The sequence below is a fragment of the Candidatus Chryseopegocella kryptomonas genome (genome assembly GCF_001536065.1).
Lineage (GTDB): Bacteria > Bacteroidota > Ignavibacteria > Kryptoniales > Kryptoniaceae > Kryptonium > Kryptonium kryptomonas.
Genome location: NZ_CZVW01000019.1, coordinates 15318 through 35213, shown reverse-complemented (window position 1 = coordinate 35213; position 19896 = coordinate 15318). Strand labels below are relative to the sequence as shown.

General features: G+C 38.1%; 16 protein-coding genes, 6 tRNA genes and 3 pseudogenes. 4 read left to right on the top strand and 21 right to left on the bottom strand.

Going from position 1 to position 19896, the window contains the following annotated elements:
- Together AWW83_RS09785 and AWW83_RS10045 are read left to right on the top strand one after the other, a co-directional pair.
- A pseudogene (locus AWW83_RS09785) lies at positions 1-91 on the top strand (transcription termination/antitermination protein NusG); the annotation flags it as partial.
- A 24-nt stretch (positions 92-115) separates the two neighbouring features.
- A pseudogene (locus tag AWW83_RS10045) lies at positions 116-205 on the top strand (50S ribosomal protein L11); the annotation flags it as partial.
- Positions 206-240: 35 nt separating this feature from the next.
- Here the strand turns inward: AWW83_RS10045 and nusG are convergent.
- The 17 genes and pseudogenes from nusG to AWW83_RS07910 all read right to left on the bottom strand — a co-directional run.
- A pseudogene (nusG, locus tag AWW83_RS07990) lies at positions 241-648 on the bottom strand (transcription termination/antitermination protein NusG); the annotation flags it as partial.
- A 13-nt stretch (positions 649-661) separates the two neighbouring features.
- The gene (secE, locus tag AWW83_RS07985; protein WP_092350660.1) at positions 662-844 is read right to left on the bottom strand and encodes a preprotein translocase subunit SecE; all 183 of its coding nucleotides are present in this window, start codon (positions 842-844) and stop codon (positions 662-664) included.
- Positions 845-879: 35 nt separating this feature from the next.
- Positions 880-952: transfer RNA gene (locus AWW83_RS07980), tRNA-Trp, on the bottom strand.
- Positions 953-959: 7 nt separating this feature from the next.
- Positions 960-1124 (bottom strand): 50S ribosomal protein L33, encoded by a 165-nt coding sequence (gene rpmG / locus AWW83_RS07975; protein WP_092350658.1) that lies wholly within the window; start codon positions 1122-1124, stop codon positions 960-962.
- Between the two features lie 37 nt (positions 1125-1161).
- Positions 1162-1234: transfer RNA gene (locus tag AWW83_RS07970), tRNA-Thr, on the bottom strand.
- A 6-nt stretch (positions 1235-1240) separates the two neighbouring features.
- Positions 1241-1313 (bottom strand) — tRNA-Gly (locus AWW83_RS07965).
- A gap of 13 nt (positions 1314-1326) precedes the next feature.
- Positions 1327-1411 (bottom strand) — tRNA-Tyr (locus AWW83_RS07960).
- Between the two features lie 2 nt (positions 1412-1413).
- Positions 1414-1489 (bottom strand) — tRNA-Thr (locus tag AWW83_RS07955).
- A 77-nt stretch (positions 1490-1566) separates the two neighbouring features.
- Positions 1567-2079, bottom strand: a complete 513-nt coding sequence (locus AWW83_RS07950; RefSeq protein ID WP_092350656.1) for a hypothetical protein — start codon at positions 2077-2079, stop codon at positions 1567-1569.
- A gap of 8 nt (positions 2080-2087) precedes the next feature.
- Positions 2088-2729 carry a hypothetical protein gene (locus tag AWW83_RS07945; RefSeq protein WP_092350654.1) on the bottom strand — a complete coding sequence of 214 codons (642 nt, stop codon included), beginning with the start codon at positions 2727-2729 and terminating at the stop codon, positions 2088-2090.
- 13 nt (positions 2730-2742) lie between these two features.
- A complete protein-coding gene (locus AWW83_RS07940; protein ID WP_092350652.1) occupies positions 2743-3924 on the bottom strand; it encodes a cysteine desulfurase family protein in 1182 nt (393 codons plus the stop codon).
- A gap of 25 nt (positions 3925-3949) precedes the next feature.
- Positions 3950-6445: a TonB-dependent receptor gene (locus AWW83_RS07935; protein ID WP_092350650.1), complete on the bottom strand. Its 2496-nt coding sequence runs from the start codon at positions 6443-6445 to the stop codon at positions 3950-3952.
- Positions 6412-7470 (bottom strand): AmmeMemoRadiSam system radical SAM enzyme, encoded by a 1059-nt coding sequence (gene amrS / locus AWW83_RS07930; RefSeq protein WP_092350648.1) that lies wholly within the window; start codon positions 7468-7470, stop codon positions 6412-6414. The genes AWW83_RS07935 and amrS overlap by 34 nt, the downstream gene beginning before the upstream one ends.
- 65 nt (positions 7471-7535) lie before the next feature.
- Entirely contained in the window at positions 7536-8054 is a 519-nt protein-coding gene (locus AWW83_RS07925) for a type 1 glutamine amidotransferase domain-containing protein (protein ID WP_092350646.1), read from the bottom strand.
- Positions 8055-8218: 164 nt separating this feature from the next.
- Positions 8219-9844 carry a chaperonin GroEL gene (groL, locus tag AWW83_RS07920; protein WP_092350644.1) on the bottom strand — a complete coding sequence of 542 codons (1626 nt, stop codon included), beginning with the start codon at positions 9842-9844 and terminating at the stop codon, positions 8219-8221.
- 36 nt (positions 9845-9880) lie between these two features.
- On the bottom strand, positions 9881-10177 hold the full coding sequence (groES, locus tag AWW83_RS07915; protein WP_092350642.1) for a co-chaperone GroES: 297 nt from the start codon (positions 10175-10177) through the stop codon (positions 9881-9883).
- Positions 10178-10368: 191 nt separating this feature from the next.
- The gene (locus AWW83_RS07910; protein WP_092350640.1) at positions 10369-10785 is read right to left on the bottom strand and encodes an RrF2 family transcriptional regulator; all 417 of its coding nucleotides are present in this window, start codon (positions 10783-10785) and stop codon (positions 10369-10371) included.
- Between the two features lie 94 nt (positions 10786-10879).
- On the opposite strand from AWW83_RS07910, the gene AWW83_RS07905 reads away from it, so the two are divergent.
- Both AWW83_RS07905 and AWW83_RS07900 read left to right on the top strand, forming a co-directional pair.
- Positions 10880-10952, top strand: a tRNA-Ala gene (locus AWW83_RS07905).
- Between the two features lie 84 nt (positions 10953-11036).
- Positions 11037-11954, top strand: coding sequence for a ParB/RepB/Spo0J family partition protein (locus AWW83_RS07900; RefSeq protein ID WP_159421149.1), 918 nt, complete (start codon positions 11037-11039; stop codon positions 11952-11954).
- On the opposite strand, the gene AWW83_RS07895 is transcribed toward AWW83_RS07900, so the two are convergent.
- From AWW83_RS07895 to AWW83_RS07880, 4 genes are all read right to left on the bottom strand, one after another.
- Positions 11951-14392, bottom strand: a complete 2442-nt coding sequence (locus tag AWW83_RS07895; protein WP_092350636.1) for a Lon protease family protein — start codon at positions 14390-14392, stop codon at positions 11951-11953. The genes AWW83_RS07900 and AWW83_RS07895 overlap by 4 nt on opposite strands.
- 67 nt (positions 14393-14459) lie before the next feature.
- Positions 14460-14966 (bottom strand): cupin domain-containing protein, encoded by a 507-nt coding sequence (locus tag AWW83_RS07890; RefSeq protein ID WP_143713937.1) that lies wholly within the window; start codon positions 14964-14966, stop codon positions 14460-14462.
- Positions 14967-15066: 100 nt separating this feature from the next.
- Positions 15067-16395 carry a multiheme c-type cytochrome gene (locus AWW83_RS07885; protein ID WP_092350632.1) on the bottom strand — a complete coding sequence of 443 codons (1329 nt, stop codon included), beginning with the start codon at positions 16393-16395 and terminating at the stop codon, positions 15067-15069.
- Between the two features lie 126 nt (positions 16396-16521).
- On the bottom strand, positions 16522-19806 hold the full coding sequence (locus tag AWW83_RS07880) for a S41 family peptidase (protein WP_092350630.1): 3285 nt from the start codon (positions 19804-19806) through the stop codon (positions 16522-16524).
- Positions 19807-19896 lie beyond the last annotated feature (90 nt).

Genomic DNA, 19896 nt, shown 5'->3' with positions numbered 1-19896 from the left:
TGAGAAGATGAAGTTAAAAGTTATGATCAACATTTTCGGTAGGAAAACGCCTGTTGAGCTTGATTTCACACAGGTTGAAATTGAAAAGTAAATCAAAAAATAATTTTTTTGAGAAATGGCTAAAAAAGTAGTCGGTTATGTAAAACTTCAGATACCGGGAGGACAAGCGACGCCAGCGCCACCTGTTGGACCTGCGCTTGGACAACGTGAATTAACCTCCTGAACAATTCCCTGAAAATCTGTAAATGGACCATCAATAACCTTAACAGAATCACCAACTCTGAACGGAATATCAACCCTTTCAAGTTCACCTTCTTCAACTCGTCCAACAAATCTTTCAACTTCATCCTCCCTCAACGGAACAGGATTTCCCTTCGGACCAACAAAGCTCACAACCGATGGAATATTACGGATAAAATTCTTAACTTCGTCATCCATTTCCGCTTCAATTAGAATATAACCTGGGAAAAATGCTTTAACGCGAGATTTCTTTTTCCCTTCTTTAACAACAGTTACTTTCTCAGTTGGAACGAAGACATTAAAAATTTTGTCTTTGAATCTTCCCTCTGCAAGTTCGTTTTCAATAAATTTCTTAACACGATTTTCATGTCCTGAATATGTCCTTATCGCATACCATCTTCTTGCCATAAATTCATCCCTCTTAAAATATAATTTTTAAAATTTCGGTGACAATTACATCAATCACCCAGATTATAACAGTAAATATCAAACATGCAACGAGGACAACCTTTGTTGATTCAATCAATTCATCTTGCTTTTGCCAAGTAACTTTTTGCATTTCTTTGTAGATGTCACTGAAAAAGTTGATGATTTTCTCTCTCATCGTGTCAGTTGATGAATTTTAAAAAATAAAATTAGCACGTCCGGAGGGACTCGAACCCCCAACCTGCGGTTTTGGAGACCGCTGCTCTACCAGTTGAGCTACGGACGTGTCCCTTTTAGCGTGTTTCTTTGTGAATTGTATGTTTATTGCAAAACTTGCAGTATTTTTTATATTCCACCCTTTCAGGGTGCTTTCTACGATTCTTAGTGGTAGTGTAATTCCTATGCTTACAAACCGTGCATTCAAGCGTTATAATCTCTCTTCCTTCTGATTTAGCCATCTAAATATAACATTTATTTTGCTATTTTCAAATTCCGAGCTCGCGACCGGGATTGAACCGGTGACCTCGTCCTTACCAAGGACGCGCTCTACCGACTGAGCTACGCGAGCCAAGAGAGCGGGCGACGGGACTCGAACCCGCGACCACCAGCTTGGAAGGCTGGCGCTCTACCATCTGAGCTACACCCGCTCAACTTTGGAAGTGGGTGGGGAGGGATTCGAACCCCCTCAGGCTTCACGCCACTGGGTTTACAGCCCAGCCCGGCTCTCCAACTCCGGCGCCCACCCACTGGAGCTGGCGCGGGGATTTGAACCCCGGACCTGCTGATTACAAGTCAGCTGCTCTACCAACTGAGCTACGCCAGCTTATAAAAGAACTTTTCCTTGAAGCAATCATAAATATAATCATTACCTTTTAAAAATGCAAGATTTCAACACAAAAACTATTCACCAGAACTCGGACCATATCTTAACATCCTGCGCTTTATCTCCTTGATTATCGTTTCATATTCACTTATGTATTCCTTCGGTGGAGTTGCCTTGACCCAATTACCCTGACCCATCTGCACCTGAAACTCAAACTGCAAAACTGTATTATAAACCTGATAACCCCTGAAATAAAAACTACTCCTACCACGCGGAATTATATGCATTAAAACTCTATCCCTAAACAAAGCCCACACTGTATCTGAATCAAATGCCATCTGTCCATCTCTTAATCTCCAAAATGTTTGAATAACATAATAATCCTTTGTCGGGTCAAGAATTTCAATGTTATATTCATAAAGCTGCAATATAAAACTTGCTTCATTGATTATGTAATTTTTGTCAGAGTTGAAAGAAATTTCATAAGAAACAAACCCCTTACTATCTGTTAAGTCCTTACCACGGCAAGAAATAAACAGAAGTAGAAATAATGTTAAAATTAATCTGTAAAGCATACCCAAAACCTCCATTTCAAATTTTATTGCGTTGTTGGTGGAACGCCCGCCTGTTCACTTGCCCCACCGCCGAGTTCCCATATCAAAAAATAAGTCCCAAAAACAATCAAGGCAAAAACAAGTATGAAAAATACATTTGGCATCGCAGAACCCCTCTTTGGCAAAACCTTGCTTATAAATTCCTTGTCTATCTTTTTCACCTCTTCATCTATGTTTTCATATCTCCAAGTTATTTCAACTGTGTGAAATCTTCCTTTCGGTCTATCAAAACATTCAAAAGTTCCAACAAGCATGACATCATTTGTATCAGCACCTTGATTTACAAAATTTCCAAAAAACAAATAATCAACCCCAAGCATATGAGATAAAATCACAACCTCATTCTCACTTGGAAGCGATAAAACTGCGTTAATTTTTTCACTTCCAACAATTGAAACTGCTTCTTCCGGTGAGACAATATCAACCGATGGCTTCTCCGCAAGAAGGTATAAAACGCTATTGGTTATGTCTTTCTGTGCCTTCTTCCCAACACCTTCAAATTTAAACCCAATAAAACCAACCCTTATCTTATCCCGCTGTGCTAACGCAATTCGTGGGTAAAATTGATAAAAGACAAGTGAAAAAATCACAAACCAGATCAAAAATTTTTTTCTGAATAATTTCATACGCAAAAAATTTTTATTTTGCGATCGCCTTCTCTGCTGAAATCTTAACAACCTCAAAAAATTTCTCAACAGCATAATCAACATCCTCAATGCTATTCCCACGCCCAAATGAAAATCTCACGCTCGCAAGCGCTGTCCTTTTATCACGCCCTAACGCCATAATCACATGCGATGGCTTCAAACTTCCAGATGTGCACGCCGAACCATTTGAAACAGCAACTCCTCTCAAATCAAGCCCATAAATCAAAGCATCTGCATCTATCTCAATTTTAGCAGAATTAACTGAAAAATTCAAGATGTAAGGTATCGTTTTATCAGCGGGACTATTTAAAATTAAAAACTCATTAAGTTCACCAAAAACATCTCTAATCTTTTCAACCATATGATCACGCAACCTCTTCACATGCTCATAATCCTTAATCATTCTTTCAGAGCAAATCTCAACCGCTTTAGCAAATCCAACTATCAAAGGAACGCTCTCCGTCCCGGCTCTCCTCCCTGCTTCTTGAGAACCACCATGATGAAATTTTTCTATTTCAATCCCCTTTTTAACATAAAGAAATCCAATACCCTTCGGACCATAAATTTTATGCGCAGAAGCAGAAAGCAAATCAACATTTAATTTCTTAACATTAACATCAATCTTACCAAACGATTGAACCGCATCAGTGTGAAAAGGTATCCCATATTCTCTGGCTATTTTCCCAATTTCATCAATCGGTTGAATTGTGCCAATTTCGTTGTTAACATGCATAACGCTTATCAAACATGTCCTCGGTGTTATCGCCTTTTTCAAATCATCTGGATCAACAACCCCATTTGAATCAACTTTTAAAAATGTCACATCAAAACCATTTTTCTGTAAATAAAGACAGGCATCAAGAACTGCGTGATGTTCTATTTGAGTTGTGATGATGTGATTTTTCCCTCTTTTAAGCCCAGAATAAGCAATCCCAAAAATTGCGAAATTATCCGATTCCGTTCCACCACTTGTAAAAATTATTTCAGATGGTTCTGCATTTATAAAATTTGCTATCTTTTCACGAGATTCTTCAATTGCAACTTTTGCTTCCCTTCCAAATTGATGAACGGATGACGGATTACCAAAAATTTTTGTAAAATAAGGAATCATCGCATCAACAACTGCACTTTCAACAGGCGTTGTAGCACTGTGATCAAGATAAACTTTTCTCATTTAAATTTTAGAAATTATTTTTTGACTAAAACTTAACATTTATCCCAAATGTCGGCAAAATAGGAAGCATCGTTATCTCTCTTCTTTTTATCACGCCATCTTTAACGCTGAAATCATAACCTATGACATTCTTCCTGTTATAAACATTCACAACATCAATATAAAAACTCAAATCAGCACCAAAAATTTTTGTATTATAAGTAATCCTTGCATCAAGACGATGATACGGTGGCTTGCGAGAATTGAAGAAATTATTCAACCCCCCATAATCAAGATCAAGAATAACTTTATCTCTTATCGTTGCTATGCTAACAGATGTATCTGTGACGATGATTCTTGGCTTAACACCTATTGGCTCCGTATAAGGATAATTTGAACCATACATCCAAGTCAAACTCAAATCAAATTTTCTACTTATGCTGTAATTTAAAACGATGTTAAATGTGTGTCTTTGATCATACATAAATGGAAGTTCAACACTGTAAATTTTTCTCCTTGCTATGGAAAATGAATAAGACATCCATCCGTAAATCTTGCTATTTTTCGCGCTTCTTTTCTCAATGAAAATCTCAAATCCATACGCTTTCCCATCTCCCATGTTAACTGGAATTGATGTGACGGAATCGCTTATCACAATTTGATACGGCTGACTCCATCCTCTTACATCAGTTGGTGGATAATTCGGGATTCTATCCGCAACCCATTTTGTCCCTTGAACCCTTTTTCTGACAATTAAATTATCAAAATCTTTATAATACGCTTCAACTCTTCCGATGATATCAACCGCAAGCCATCTTTCAATGCCAATAACATAATGTGTTGATTTCTCAGCATTTAAATTTTCTGCCTGAGTGAAATCAAAAAATGTTTGCTGATCGTAAATTTTCTCATATCCGGGTGATTGATAATACCAACCATAAGCAAACCTTAAACTTGTCAGGGGATCAATGTTGTAAAGCAAATTAAACCTTGGAGATATGTAATTTCTTTTTATAAGACCGTAACGATCAAATCTAAATCCGGGTTGAACCACAAGTTTTGAACCCAACTTTATCCTGTCTTGAATGTAAAAATAAGAGCGATTATACTTCTCTGAATAATTGAAAAGTTCAGGGGCGGAGAAAAATCCCAGCGACTTCAAAAAAGCCCTCAAACCTTCGTCCATTTTCAAAACATATTTCAACTCCGACTTGACGAGATTATTTCCAACTCCAAATTCAATTAAATGTTTTCCAAGATTATAACTTACATCAAAAGAAGTTGCAAACTTTTGAATCAAATAACGAGACCATGTCTCAACTTTAAAAAATGTTGCATCATCTGGAACAACCTTTCCCTCGTAATAATATGACGGATCAAGAACTTCACCACCGAATTTGCTTTCACCTGAATTTTCATACCATGATGTTAGTAACTTAACAACAAAATTTTTATCGGGCGAATAAATCCACGAGCCAGCAAATGTTTTATTAAAAGAGATATCATTCACAGCAACGCTATCAGGTCTGTCAAGATTTTTTCCAGTTATAACATTCATCGCATCACTGCTGTAAATACCAAGTAAATTTATCTTGTGTTTGTTGAACGGATAAAATGTTAATTTCGTTTGAAGGTCATAAAAATTTGGAAATGTCACATCACCGCTCACAAGTCCTGTTTTCTTCGCAATTGGTTCAAGAATTAAATCGTAATAAGTTCTGCGTGTTGAAAATATCCACGAGCCATTTAATGGGAGTTTCCCCTCAAAAATTAAATTTGCGTTTGTCAAGTTAACATTCATCATGCTTGAAAAAATTTTATCTCGTTTTCCATCACGACTTGATACATCAAGGACAGCCGATAATCTATCTCCATATTTTGCGGGAAATCCACCCGCCATAAAATTAAAATCACCGACGACATCTGGATTAAACATACTGACAAAACCATAAAGACGATATGGATTGTAAATTTCAACTCCATCAATTATTATCAAATTTTCATCAGGGGAACCACCGCGCACGACAAATTGAGTTGCAAAGTCAGATGGAGCAAAAACTCCCGGAAGAGTTCTCAACATTCTGAAAACATCCTCCCCAAAACCGGCGCTTACTTTAACACTTTTTGGCTCAACCTCAATCACACTTGGTCTAACATCCACCGCCCTGCGTGATTTGTAATCAGCAAGGACTTCAACCTCTTTCATCTCTATATAACTTTGTTTCAAACGAAATTCAACGAACACAGTCCCACTTTTCACCTCAACATTTTTTCTCTCAATCTCATAACCTATCACTCTGACCTCAACATCATAAGAGCCAGGTTTAACTCTCATCTCAAATTCACCTTTTGAATCGGTTGAAGTCCCCAACGATGTTCCAACTATGATGACATTCGCATTCGGGATTCCTTCGCCAGTTTCAAAATCTATCACCTTGCCTTTTATTTTTCCTTCAAATGTTTGACTTTTAAGCGGGAAGATAAATATCAAGAAATTAACAGCGAAAATTATTCCCAGTGCCCTGGTATAACTGTTCCACATTTAAAGCACCTGCCATCTTTGATTTTATTCTTCAAAACTCTAAACCCAAATCTTTCAACAAGCAACGCACCGCAGTTATAACAATATGTGTTTTCATATTTTCCAACATAACCGGGTATATTCCCCGCATAAACAAATCTCAATCCCTCTTCATAACCAATTTCAGCTGCTCTCACAAGTTGTTCAGGTTTCGTATTGTCTGGGTCTGTCATCTTATAATCTTTGTGAAATGCGGTCACATGCCATGGTATGTTTGGAGAAACGCTTGCAAGAAATTTCGCAATGTCTCTCAATTCGGATTCAGAATCATTAAACCCCGGAACTATTAAAGTTACAACTTCAACCCAAAAACCTTTCTCAACAAGCATTTTAATTGTGTCAAGAACTACACTTAAACGACCGCCAAGTTTTCTATAATTCAGATCATTAAAACTTTTCAAATCAACTTTGTAGAAATCAACATAAGGTCTCAAATAATCCAAAACTTCAGGGGTTGCGTTTCCATTTGAAACATAAGCACCACGAATTCCATATTGATTTGCAAGTTTCAAAATTCCAACAGCCCATTCGGATGTTATCAAAGGTTCATTGTATGTGCTCGTTATTATCCTGCTTTTGTATTTCAAAGCAATGTCAACTATTTCCTCTGGGGTCACAAAATCAGGCATAACACCTGCAACAGGATCACGAAGCGCCTGCGATGTAACCCAGTTCTGGCAATAATCACAATGAAAATCGCACCCAAGCATCCCAAAACTCAATGTATAACTTCCCGGATAAACATGGAAAAACGGTTTTTTCTCAATTGGGTCAAGCGCAAGAGAAGTGACATAACCCCAAGGGACATAAAGTTTACCATTGACATTGAATCTGACACGGCAGATTCCACTTCTACCTTCGGAAATTTTACATCTGTGTCCGCAAGCGTAACATTCAATTCTCTTCTCATCAATTTTTCTGTAAAGCTCACCCTCTCTTGAATTCTTCATCAAGACATCCTTTAAAGTTTGAACCTCGCTGAACATAATGCAACCTCACTTTTTCTTTGGGATTATTCAATAATTGCAACATAACCTGCATAATTCAAGTTTCAATCCGAAAGAGCTGAAATTATAGCTTTGCAAAACGCTGGAAGGTCATCTGGATTTCTTGAGCTTATCAAATTTCCATCAACAACGACTTCACTATCAATGAATTCAGCACCTGCATTAATAAGATCATCTTTTATTGAGAAAAATCCCGTAACTTTCTTCCCTTTTAAAATTCCAGCAGATATCGGAACCCAACCAGCATGACATATAAAAGCCACAACTTTGCCTGACTCATAAAACTTTTTTGTAAGTTCAATTGCAGTTTTATTCCTTCTAATTCTATCCGGCGCATATCCACCAGGGATAACTAAAGCATCAAAATTTTCAACCTTTGCATCATCAAAACTCAAATCCGATTTTATCGGATAACCATTTTTACCTTTGAAAATTTTTATTTCCGGTCCTGCGATCTTAACTTCTGCCCCTTCTTCAATCAAACGATATTTCGGATAAAGAAGCTCTATTTCTTCAACTAAATCCTCAACAAAAATTAAAACTTTTTTGCCCTTTAACTTCATCTTTTTTACACCGGATTTGTTTTTCCAAAAGATAAGACAAAAATTAAATTTAAAGCAACAAACACCTTTTTACTTTCGTAAATGTGAATTGTTAGTTCAAAAACAAAAAACCCTCCCCATCTCGGGGAGGGCAAGACGAAAGGTTAAAATCTTAACTATACTCATCAATACATATCACTCATTCCACCTGGAACTGCTGGCGCTTTCTCCTTTTCTGGTTTCTCAAACACAACCGCTTCTGTCGTCAAGAGCAATGATGCAACGCTTGCTGCATTTTCAAGCGCAACACGAACAACCTTTGTCGGATCAATAACTCCAGATTCAAGAAGATTTTCAAATTGCTCAGTCTGAGCATTGAAACCGAAGTCATCTTTACCCTCTTTAACCTTCTGCACAATCACAGATGGCTCAAGCCCAGCATTTGCAACGATTTGCCTTATCGGCTCTTCAAGCGCCTTTCTTACAATCTCAATTCCAACCGCTTGATCTTCGTTTTCAGGTTTGAGTTCATCAAGCTTGTGCATAACTCTCAAGTATGCAACACCACCACCGGGAACAATACCCTCTTCAACAGCTGCTTTCGTTGCATGCAAAGCATCTTCAACACGAGCTTTCTTCTCCTTCATTTCAACTTCTGTAGCTGCACCGATCTTCAACACAGCAACACCGCCAGAGAGCTTAGCAAGACGCTCCTGCAGTTTCTCACGATCATAATCAGATGTCGTCTTCTCAATCTGAACCTTGATCTCGTTTATACGACGCTTAATATCTTCCTTGCTCCCTGCACCTTCAACGATTGTTGTATTGTCTTTGTCAACGACAACTTTCTTCGCCTGTCCAAGATATGAAAGTTGTGCATTCTCAAGTTTGAATCCCTTTTCCTCAGATATAACAGTTCCACCTGTTAAGATCGCAATATCTTCAAGCATTGCTTTTCTTCTCTCACCAAATCCCGGAGCTTTAACCGCACAGCAACGTAATGTTCCACGAAGTTTGTTAACTACAAGCGTTGCAAGTGCCTCACCCTCAACATCTTCAGCTATAACAAGAAGTGGTCTTCCAGATTGCGCAACCTTTTCAAGTATCGGAAGGAAATCTTTTAAAGAGCTTATTTTCTTATCGTGGATCAAAATATATGGATTTTCAAGAACACACTCCATTGTATCTGGATTTGTCACAAAATAAGGTGATAAATATCCACGGTCAAATTGCATACCTTCCACAATTTCCATTGTCGTCTCGGTTCCCTTTGCTTCTTCAACAGTTATAACACCATCTCTTCCAACTTTATCCATTGCATCGGCAATCAACTGCCCAATTGACATATCATTATTTGCTGAGATCGCACCAACATAAGCAATCTGTTTTTTATCCTTGACTTCTCTACTTATTTCCTTCAAACCTTCAACAACTTTTTGAACTGCCATATCAATTCCGCGCTTCAAATCCATTGGATTTCTTCCTGCAACAACATTCTTCAATCCTTCTCTAAATATCGCTTGCGCAAGGACAGTAGCTGTTGTCGTTCCATCACCTGCAACATCGCTTGTCTTTGAAGCAACTTCACGAATTAATTGTGCCCCCATATTTTCAACTGGATCTTCAAGCTCAATCTCCTTCGCAACCGTCACACCATCTTTTGTTACAACAGGTGGTCCAAATTTTTTATCTATGATTACATTTCTACCCTTTGGACCAAGGGTAACTTTTACAGCTTCTGCGAGTTTATCAACCCCGCGTTTTAAAGCTGCACGTGCATCAGCATTAAAAAGAATGTCTTTTGCTGCCATATTTTCTACCTCCTTTCGTTTTTGTTTTTGAATTTTTTACTCAATAATTGCGAGAATATCGCTTTCCCTCATAATCAAAAACTCCTCACCATCAATTGAAATTTCTGTCCCAGCATATTTCCCATATAAGACCTTGTCTCCAACCTTAACTTCCATCGGAATTTTCTTCCCGTCATCCGTTATTCTCCCTGGACCAACTGCGATTACTTCCCCCTGTTGAGGGCGCTCTTTTGCTGTATCTGGAATGACAAGCCCACTTTTTGTGACTTCTTCAGCTGGCAATGGCTTTACCACTACCCTGTCAGAAAGAGGACGGATATTTACCTTTGCCATAAAATCAACCTCCTTGAATTTTTTTGTTTTTCAATTTAATAGCACTTGACTTTAACGAGTGCTAAACGCATAAATAAATATAATCACCAGAACAATTCCTGTCAAGTGACAGTTTGACCAACTCACGAATTAACCCTTTGAAAAACAATAAAAAATCCACAAAAACAAATCAAAAATTCTGAAAAATTGTCTTAAATTTTGAATTCGCCTGTTAAAAGCTCCGCTACTGTTTTTTGAGATAACATCTGCTTTATTTCCTCGCGAATTCCCCGCCAATAATCGTGAACGGGGCAAGGTTTTTTATCCGAGCAATTGGGCAAACCGAGAACACAATTTTTCAAAAGTTCATCCCCATCAAGGGCAACGACAATGTCAATCAATTTAATTTTTTCAGGTGGCTTTTTTAGAACGAAACCACCATTTTTGCCACGTTTTGAGTGAATTATTCCGAATTTAACAAGCTTCTGAATGACTTTTGCAAGGAAATGAAAAGGGACTTTTAAATCCTTTGCCATGTCCTTTGTCGTTACACGTTTTGACTGATTGCGCCCAATGTAAAGAACCGCTCTTACTCCGTATTCAGCTGTTTTACTTAAAAGAACAGACACAGGTTAAGGTTTTTATTTTAAATTTAACGCTAAAACCTGGCGTTTCAAAATTTGGAATTTTAAATTCAGGTTTTTAAATTTGAAATGAATTTAAGGGGCCGTAGCTCAGTTGGGAGAGCGCCACAATGGCATTGTGGAGGTCACGGGTTCGAATCCCGTCGGCTCCACTTTTCTTGCGACAAAATCTTAACACTTGCAATTTTCCTGCCTCAAAATTATCTTAATTAAAAAACAAAATCTATAAAATGGATATGCCGAGAACAAAATGGAAAATATATCCAGCCGACGCTGAACTCCCGAATGATGTTAAAACCCTCGCAAACCACATTGAAAATGACGGTGGCAAAGTTTTAACAATCTATCAAGAACCATTTGGAAAAAACTGGCAAATTTTTGCAATACTTCCACTTGAAAAAGTTAAACCAACACCTTTCCAAAGAGACCTATCATCATCACATGTTAAACGACTTCAAGAAGTGATTGAACAAGTAAAAAGATTCATTGACCCGATAGTTGCTGTAAGATATTCAGACGGAGAATACTGGACTCCAAATGGAAACCACAGGCGTGAAGCTCTCTTACAACTAGGTGCAAGTGAAATTCCCGCTATCGTTATTCCTGATATGTCTGTTGCTTTCCACATTCTCTCGCTTAACACAGAAAAAGCACATAATCTTAAAGAAAAGGCACTTGAAGTAATAAGGATGTACAGAGGCTTGCTTGAAACAGATGGAAAAATTTCAGAAATGGATTACGCTTTCCAGTTTGAAGAGGCATACTTTATAACGCTTGGGTTAATTTACGAAAAATATGTTAAGTTCAGTGGCTCCGCTTATGTTCCGATACTTAAAAAAGTTGACAATTTCATTGATGCTCCACTGCCAGAAGCATTAAGCGAAAGGGAGAAAAGGGCAGAACTTTTAAAAGAAGTTGATGATGTCATTGAGCCAATTGTTCAGAGCTTGAGAGAAAGAGGAATAAATCATCCATTCTTGAAACAAGCGGTCGTCTCAAAAGTTAACCCGATAAAGCGTAAGAGAACCGCGACAATTGCCTATGATGAACTATTTAAGCAAATGAAGAAATCGCTTGAAAAACTTGACCCATCTTCCATAACTATGGAAGAGCTTGTTGCGCTTGCGTCCGAAATGAGCGGATGGACTGATTAATCACCTGTAAATTTCTTAAGACCTTTTGAAATCTCTCTTAATCTTTTATCAACCAGATAATTTACAGTCCCAGGCTCAAATTCTCCATTTTTAAGCCGTCTCCCCGCTTTTACACCTGTTAAAATCTCAATCCCTTCGTCTATCGTTTCAACTGGATAAATGTGAAACATCCCCTTTTTAACAGCTTCAACAACATCATCTCTCAACATCAAATCTTCAACATTTTTTTTCGGTATTATGACGCCTTGCTCACCTGTTAAGCCCTTGGCTTTGCAGACATCAAAAAATCCTTCTATCTTCTCATTTACACCACCAATTGGCTGTATATCTCCTTTTTGATTAACAGAACCGGTGACAGCAATCCCCTGCTTTATCGGCAAACCAGAAAGAGCTGAAAGCAAAGCGTAAAGCTCAGTTGAAGATGCGCTATCACCATCAATGCCAGAATAAGATTGCTCAAAGCAAATGCTCGCTGATAAAGTTAAAGGTTTATCCTGCGCATATTTTTCCCTAAGGTAACCTGCAAGAATTAAAACTCCCTTATCGTGAATTCGTCCACTTAAATTTGATTCACGCTCAATGTTAATTATCCCAGCTCTACCCATTGAAACGCTTGCAGTGATCCTCACTGGTCTTCCAAACCTGTAATCCCCCATTTCATAAATTGTTAATCCGTTAACTTGACCGACTCTTTCACCAGTTACATCAACAAGTATAATTCCTTTTGCGATCAACTCTTTAATTTTATCCTCAATCATCTTCCTTCTCTCAAAACTTTCCTCAATTGCCCTTTTGACATGTTCCGACTTAACATATTCGCTTCCATCAACCCCAGCCCAATAATTTGCCTCGCGGATTAAATCCGCAATCACACTAAATTTCGTCGTAATTTTGTCCCTTCTTCCAGCCTGCCTTACTGCAAATTCAATCACCCTTGCGATCGCTGATTTGTCAAATGGTTTTAAATTTTCATCGCGACAGATTTTGCGAATAAATCTTGCATATTGAACTATCGCTTCGTTATCAAGACCCATTTCAAAATCAAAATCTGCCTTGATCTTGAAAATTTTCTGAAAGTCCTCATCATACTCGTAAAGCAAATAGTAAATTTCCGGATCACCGAGCATTATAACTTTTGTGTTTATCTCAATTGGCTCAGGTTTCAAAGAAATTGAGCTAATCTGGAAGAAAACATCTATCGGCTGAATTTCAAGTTTTCTATAAATCAAGGTTCTTTTTAAAGCTTTCCAAACGCCTGGTTCACTCAGGGCATCTCTTGCGTTTAAAACGAGATAACCACCGTCTGCTTTTAAAATTGAACCCGCTTTTATCTTTGTGAAATCAGTTCTCCAAAAGCCACGCGAATCATAAACCTTTTCTATTGTCCCAAATATATTTGAAAATGTCGGCGTTGTTTCAATTATCACAGGGACACCCTCTTGCTCGGAATTATCAAGAATTACATTTACACGATATGGAAGAAATGGGTCAACATCTTCACGTTGTTCAAAAAATGGAAATGGTGGCTTCGCCTGTTCCTGAGTTGCTTTGAAAATGTTAAGATTATTCAAGATGTGTTTTCTAACCTCGTCAAGATATTCGTGAACCTTTGGAATTTGAAATTGCTCTTTTATCTCATCAATTATGCCATCAACTATTGACTTAACAGCTTCGCGCTCAAGTTCTTCAAGTTCCCTTGAAAGCTCCCTCGCAAGGATCATTTCTTTCTTGAAGATCTCCTGCATCTGTGCTTGAAGTTCAAGATATTTTTGCTCAATCTCTTTAACTTCCTCTTCCGAAATTTTTCCCGCCTTCGCAAGATTTACTAATTGTTCTATCGGGATGGGTTTTCCCTCAACTATCGGGACAATGCTCGGCTTGACAACATTTTCAACTTGCATATTTATAATCGCAAATCTCTCCTTTTCTACCCTTTTTTGAAATTCTCTGAACAATTCCTGTTCCTTACGCTGGTATTTCTCAATGATTTTGTTTTTAGCTTCAATGTATTTTTCATCTTCAAGCGTTCTTGGAATTTTTTGCTTCAAATAAAAAATCATCGCTTCCATATTTCGCTTGAACATTATCGCTTGTCCGCGTGGAAATTCAAGAAGCCGTGGTTCATCCGGGTTTTTGAAATTATAAACATAACATCTATCCGGCGCTTGCGGTGCTTTGGGAGAAATTTGCTTCAAAATATGCTTTATCGTCGTCATTCTCCCAGTGCCAGTTAAACCACAAACGAAAATGTTATATCCGGGAGCAAAAAGTTCTGTCCCAAGTTTCAACGCTTTTAAAGCCCTCTCCTGCCCAATTATATCTTCAAGAGGTTCAACATCCTGTGTCGTCTCAAATTGAAGTTGCTCCAGTGGACACTCCCAGCGAAGTTCCTCAGGTTTAAGTTCGTTGAATTTCTTTTTTAATTTGAGTTTTTGCATTTGGCGTGATTTTATCTTTGTTTTGTCTTTCAAATAAAATTTAAAACTTTGAGCGGAAAGAAAAAATTTAAGTTGCTTGTTTCAATGTCGGATATGTTTCAGGAACGCGAATGAATTTGCTTAACTTTTCATTTTTTAACAGTTCAAGAATTTCTTTCTTTGTAAGCAATTTCGGCTTATCCCTTTTAGCATCAACGATGCAGAAAAAACCAAATGGCTCATTTGAATCATTCACAAATTGATGAACAACATTTGAGCCAATATAAAGCACATCCATAAAATTCATCTCATAAACTTCATCTCCAGCGATTGCTTTCCCCTTACCGCGGACACATATAACGACATGCTCGTGCTTGTGTTTTTCAAGCGTTGAATAACCACCGGGCGCAATTTCAAAATATCTCAAATGAAATTTTGTTTTCTCACCATACTTTCCCGCTATCACTTGCCTGCAAACATCAAGCCAAGTGTTGTTTTCATCTTTATATTTTTTAACTTCAACTCCGCTCCACCTGTAATCATCAAACTTTAAAAATCTGACATTTGCAGATTTATTTGATTTTTTCGTCTTCATTTTTTGCAAAAATTTTTTTTGAAAAATATAAACATCAAAAATCCAAAAACAAAAAAGCCCCGGCAAAAACCGGGGCTGAACTAAACTCAAAGATTAAAATTTATTTCTTCTTTTGCTTTGCCTGCGCAAACTGTTTCCTTAACATTTCGGCTTCGTGCTTTATCTCAGCAAGGTCTCGCTTCATCTCCGCCCATCCATACCAATGCTGATAGTCCGGATTCATATGAAATGCACCCTGAAAACTTCTCATTCTATGTTCAAGGAACATAACATAAAGTTTTTGCTCAATCGGATGACGAACTTCATAAAATCTCAACAGATCAGTGTGAAGAGGATAATCTTTTGGTCTTTCAATAATTCCATCTTTGTAAAGTGATTCAACGATTTCAATTGCTTCAGCCATTAATTTATCCGATTCTTTTATAACTTCATCCGCTTTGTCAAGTTGCTCTTTTGCATAACTTGGGCTATGACATTGCGAACAAACTTTTAACATTCTATCTCTCTCAGCTTGCCATTCTTCAGCTGTCAATCTTACAACTTTACCTGCTTCAACGATTTTGACTCTTTCAGTGAAATTACCTTTTTCATCAAGCACTCCAAGACCTCTCATTATTGTATTTCTTAACTTTGCCCATTCTGGGTCTTTTTCAGCAACTCTTAAAGCAAGAAATCCCCACGCTGTTTTTACACCGTGATCACCGTTGGGCATATGGCAAGTTTGACAGACTGGAGCTCGTGGAGTTGAAGGATCGGCTTTGTATGGTTCTTTATACCAATCTTTCAATGGTTTGCTGAAGTCCCAGTTTTTCCCTTCTGTAAAGTAAATTGTCCCGTGTTTTGAAGTGCTCCACATCTCCCACTGCGGATGATCAAAGCCCATATGGCATGTCATGCAAGCTTCGGGCTTGCGAGCTTCAATTGTTGAAAACCTGTGTCTTGTATGACAGGCGTCGCATTTACCTTCATCACGACCGATTCTGTGGCAACCACCGCATCCCTTTTCTCCCTCTATCAAGACGCTCGGTTGATCCTTCGTTGTAGGCATCGCCATCATCGCAACCCATGCAAGGGCGTGTTTGCCACGCTCAAATTCATTGACTTTATCCTCATGACATTGTGCACAATTTCTTGGAGAGACAAGTCGTCTCACCCTTTTATCTTCACAATTGCTTTTCGACTCGTGTATTTCCTTTACCGCTTCCTTCACCGGAATATGACAATCTGCACAAGCAACGCCAGCTTCAAAATGCTTGCTCAACTTCCAATCTCTTATAGCGCTTGCGGTTATCCCTTTTGAAACATGACAATTCAAACATTCCTCAGAATTGTTAATTGCTTTACTTGCCCGGGGATAAAAGATAACAAGCGAGATAACCACCAAGGCGGGGAAAATAAGGAGTGTTGATAATTTAAATGCAGTCCTCATGATAAAGCTCCGATTTGTTTTTAATGCATTAAAAATATAGCAAATTCAGACAAAATTGTCAAATTTTATTTGAAGATTAACCCCAATTAAACGAAAAGGGCGAGCTAAAGCTCGCCCTTGATTTTCTTACTTCTTCGGATATGGTGGGACAGGCGGGAGTTTCTTTTCCTTTGTCTTCAATTCTTCAAGTATCAACTCAATTGCTTTATTCAATTGCTCATCTATGCCAGCATATTCTTTGGCTGGATCGTTATCAACATAGACATCTGGTTCAACGCCATAACCTTCAATAATCCAGCCCTCTCCTTCTGCGCCATAAACTGCAAACTCTGGTTTGTTTAAATAACCTCCATCAACAAGCGGAAGCGTTCCTCTTATTCCTATTACACCGCCCCATGTTCTTTTTCCGACAAGTTTTCCAAGCCCATACTTTTTAAATCTATACGGGAAAATATCTCCATCAGAAGCAGAAAATTCATCAATTATGCAGATTTTCGGTCCAAGATGCATATCTCTTGGGTTTGGCGTTGGAATTGTATATCTTGAAATGCTTACCATTGCAATTTCTCTTCTCAACCTTTCAATTATCATCGGCGAAACATTCCCACCGCCATTCCCTCTGACATCAATTATCAATGCCTTCTTATTAAGTTGCGGATAAAAATGCTTGACAAATTCATTTAATCCCATAACTCCCATATCGGGGATGTGAATATAGCCGACTTGACCGTTTGTGGCTTTGTTAACTTTTTCAATGTTGTTTTGAACCCAATTGTAGTAATAAAGCCGCGTTTCATCACCTATTGGGACAACCGTCACCTCTCTGCTTCCTTCCTCTTTCGGCTGTGAATTGACACGAAGTTTAACCTGTTTCCCGACCGTGTTTACAAGCAATTCGTATATATTGTTAACTTCCTTAACAGATTTTCCATTCACCGCAAGAATGTAATCACCTTCTTTTACATTTACACCAAGCTCTGTCAAAGGCGAACGAAGATTTTTATCCCAATTTTCACCTTTCAAGATTTTCTTTATTCTGTAATAGCCTGATTTTTTATCTCTCTCAAGTTCAGCACCAAGCAAACCAACCTGCGTTTTCTCAATCTTCGGCAGGTCTCCACCACCAACATAAGTATGTCCAGCGTTTAGCTCACCTATCATCTCTCCAATTATGTAAGTCAAATCCGCACGATGATTTACATAAGGAAGCAAAACTTCGTACTTTTTCTTCACCTCAGCCCAATCAACCCCGTGAAGGTTCGGATCATAGAAAAACTCGCGCATTTGTCTCCAACATTCATCAAAAATTTGCTTCCACTCTGCTTTTCTGTCAAGATTGACCTCAAGACCCGCAAGATTTAATGTTTCTTTCAAATCTATCTTCGCTTTTGGAAGATCAATAATTGCATAAGTTTTCTCCCTCACGACAAGCATCTTTTTCCCGTCAAAGGATATGATAAAGTCATTAAACTGCCCAAGCTCTGTTTCTTTCTTCTCTTTCAAATCATACATATAAAGCATCGGTTTCTCATCTTTCAATCCCCTTCTTATGTAATAAACTTTACCATCAGCATAGCCTATGCGTGTATAATTTGACGGAGTTATAGGCAAACCAACAATTCTATCTTTTATTCCATCAAGGTCAATCACAACATTTACTTGCTTTTTCTCTTGCGCAGGTTTTTGTGCTTTTGCATCTGTTGATTCCTTTACATCTTTGGGTGGTTCTGTTTTTTCCTCACTCACGCTAACCTCATCGCTTTGTGGCTTAAATGGCGATTCAACAGATTTTGAAAGCGTTATCAAATAAATCCTCGCCATATCTTGATAAACATGATTAAACTCCGTCCTCCCGTAAATTGGATTAAAATCTCTATCCGAAACAAAAATCAAATACTTACCATCGGAACTAAAAATTGGATAATAAGAAGCATACCATCCATCCGTGACCTCATAAGATTCGTCCTTTTCAACCGAATAAAGATAAATTTTTGAAAGTCCCTCTTCCTCTGGCTTAACATAAGCTATCCATTTCCCATCTGGAGACCACGAATACTGTCTTATTTCCCAGACATTTGACTTTGCGACATCTTTAATTTTCTTCGTCTGAATATCAACATATCTCAACCTTAATTTTCTATCCGACCACATAATTTTCTTTCCATCCGGTGACCAGACAAGTTGATATTTGTATGTATCTTCTCCTGATGTTATTTGAATTGGTTCTGCGCTTCCATCCTGCGGTATGATATAAATTTCGTCTTCTCCCGTTTTATCCGAAATAAAAGCAATATATTTTCCATCTGGCGACCAAACAGCATCGCGTTCGTGAACTCCTGATGTCTGAGTTAGATTTCTCGTTTGTCCCTCTTTTGCTGGAACAGTGAATATATCGCCACGCGCAACAAACAATGCTCTTTTTCCATCGGGCGAAATATCATAATCAGTTATAAAGTCAGCAACTTTGATTATACCGCCACGACCTGTCACCATATCATCAGCAATTATGATCGGAACTTTCTCAACTTTTTCAGTTTTCAAATCAAACTTGTAAATGTATCCCGCATACTCAAAAACAATCGCATTTTTACCAATTGACGGGAATTTGATGTCATAATCTTTAAAGTTTGTAAGCTTTCTCGTCTGTTTCGTTTTAAGATCATACACATAAAGATTCATTCTCTTGTTCTCGTCCCTATCGGAGAGGAAATAAATTTTATCCCCATACCACATTGGGATGATATCTGATGCGGGATTATTTGTTATGTTTTCCGTTTTCTTTGTCTCAAAATCATAAATCCAGATATCATCAGCCATTCCACCTCTGTATCTTTTCCAAGTTCTAAACTCACGAAATACACGATTGTAAGCAAGCTTTTTTCCATCAGGTGAAAACGAGCAAAAACCACCCCTCGGCAGAGGTAATTCTTCGGGAATATCACCATCAAGCCCAACTTTGTAAAGTTTTCCTTGAAAAGCGTTCCAGCTTCTCATCCTTGAGCGGAAAATTATATATTTGCCATCAGGGGTCCAGCCCATAACTATGTTATTCGGACCCATTCTGTCAGATACATCGTCTCTTTCAAGCGTCGCGGTATAAGTCAATCTCTTTGGAACGCCACCTTCGGCTGGCATTACATAAACTTCCGTGTTTCCATCATATTGAGCCGTAAATGCAATATACTTTCCATCAGGGGAAAACCTTGGGAACATCTCATAACCGTTGTGGCTTGTGAGTTTTCGGGCTACGCCACCATTTGCTGAAACCGTGTAAAGATCACCAGCATAAGTGAAGACAATTTGTGAATCGTAAATTGCTGGGAATCTGAAAAGACGTGATTCGTTTTGAGCAAGTAAAAAAGATGTTAAGATAATTAAAAGGAGTGTAAAGTTGAAGATACGTTTGAGCATGGGGCTTTACCTTGTTTGTTTTTAAATTTTGAACAAGGTTCGCAAAACTTTTCAAAAGTTTTTGACGATGTTTTTTTGGATTAGTTTCTT

Coding starts and splice junctions, on each gene's coding strand:
- AWW83_RS07935 (WP_092350650.1), bottom strand. CDS start 6,445: ATGTGGAACAGTTATACCAGGGCACTGGGAATAATTTTCGCTGTTAAT.
- AWW83_RS07885 (WP_092350632.1), bottom strand. CDS start 16,395: ATGAGGACTGCATTTAAATTATCAACACTCCTTATTTTCCCCGCCTTG.
- amrS (WP_092350648.1), bottom strand. CDS start 7,470: ATGTTCAGCGAGGTTCAAACTTTAAAGGATGTCTTGATGAAGAATTCA.
- rpmG (WP_092350658.1), bottom strand. CDS start 1,124: ATGGCTAAATCAGAAGGAAGAGAGATTATAACGCTTGAATGCACGGTT.
- AWW83_RS07925 (WP_092350646.1), bottom strand. CDS start 8,054: ATGAAGTTAAAGGGCAAAAAAGTTTTAATTTTTGTTGAGGATTTAGTT.
- AWW83_RS07950 (WP_092350656.1), bottom strand. CDS start 2,079: ATGGAGGTTTTGGGTATGCTTTACAGATTAATTTTAACATTATTTCTA.
- AWW83_RS07880 (WP_092350630.1), bottom strand. CDS start 19,806: ATGCTCAAACGTATCTTCAACTTTACACTCCTTTTAATTATCTTAACA.
- AWW83_RS07940 (WP_092350652.1), bottom strand. CDS start 3,924: ATGAGAAAAGTTTATCTTGATCACAGTGCTACAACGCCTGTTGAAAGT.
- AWW83_RS07900 (WP_159421149.1), top strand. CDS start 11,037: ATGCCGAGAACAAAATGGAAAATATATCCAGCCGACGCTGAACTCCCG.
- groL (WP_092350644.1), bottom strand. CDS start 9,844: ATGGCAGCAAAAGACATTCTTTTTAATGCTGATGCACGTGCAGCTTTA.
- groES (WP_092350642.1), bottom strand. CDS start 10,177: ATGGCAAAGGTAAATATCCGTCCTCTTTCTGACAGGGTAGTGGTAAAG.
- AWW83_RS07945 (WP_092350654.1), bottom strand. CDS start 2,729: ATGAAATTATTCAGAAAAAAATTTTTGATCTGGTTTGTGATTTTTTCA.
- secE (WP_092350660.1), bottom strand. CDS start 844: ATGAGAGAGAAAATCATCAACTTTTTCAGTGACATCTACAAAGAAATG.
- AWW83_RS07890 (WP_143713937.1), bottom strand. CDS start 14,966: ATGAAGACGAAAAAATCAAATAAATCTGCAAATGTCAGATTTTTAAAG.
- AWW83_RS07895 (WP_092350636.1), bottom strand. CDS start 14,392: ATGCAAAAACTCAAATTAAAAAAGAAATTCAACGAACTTAAACCTGAG.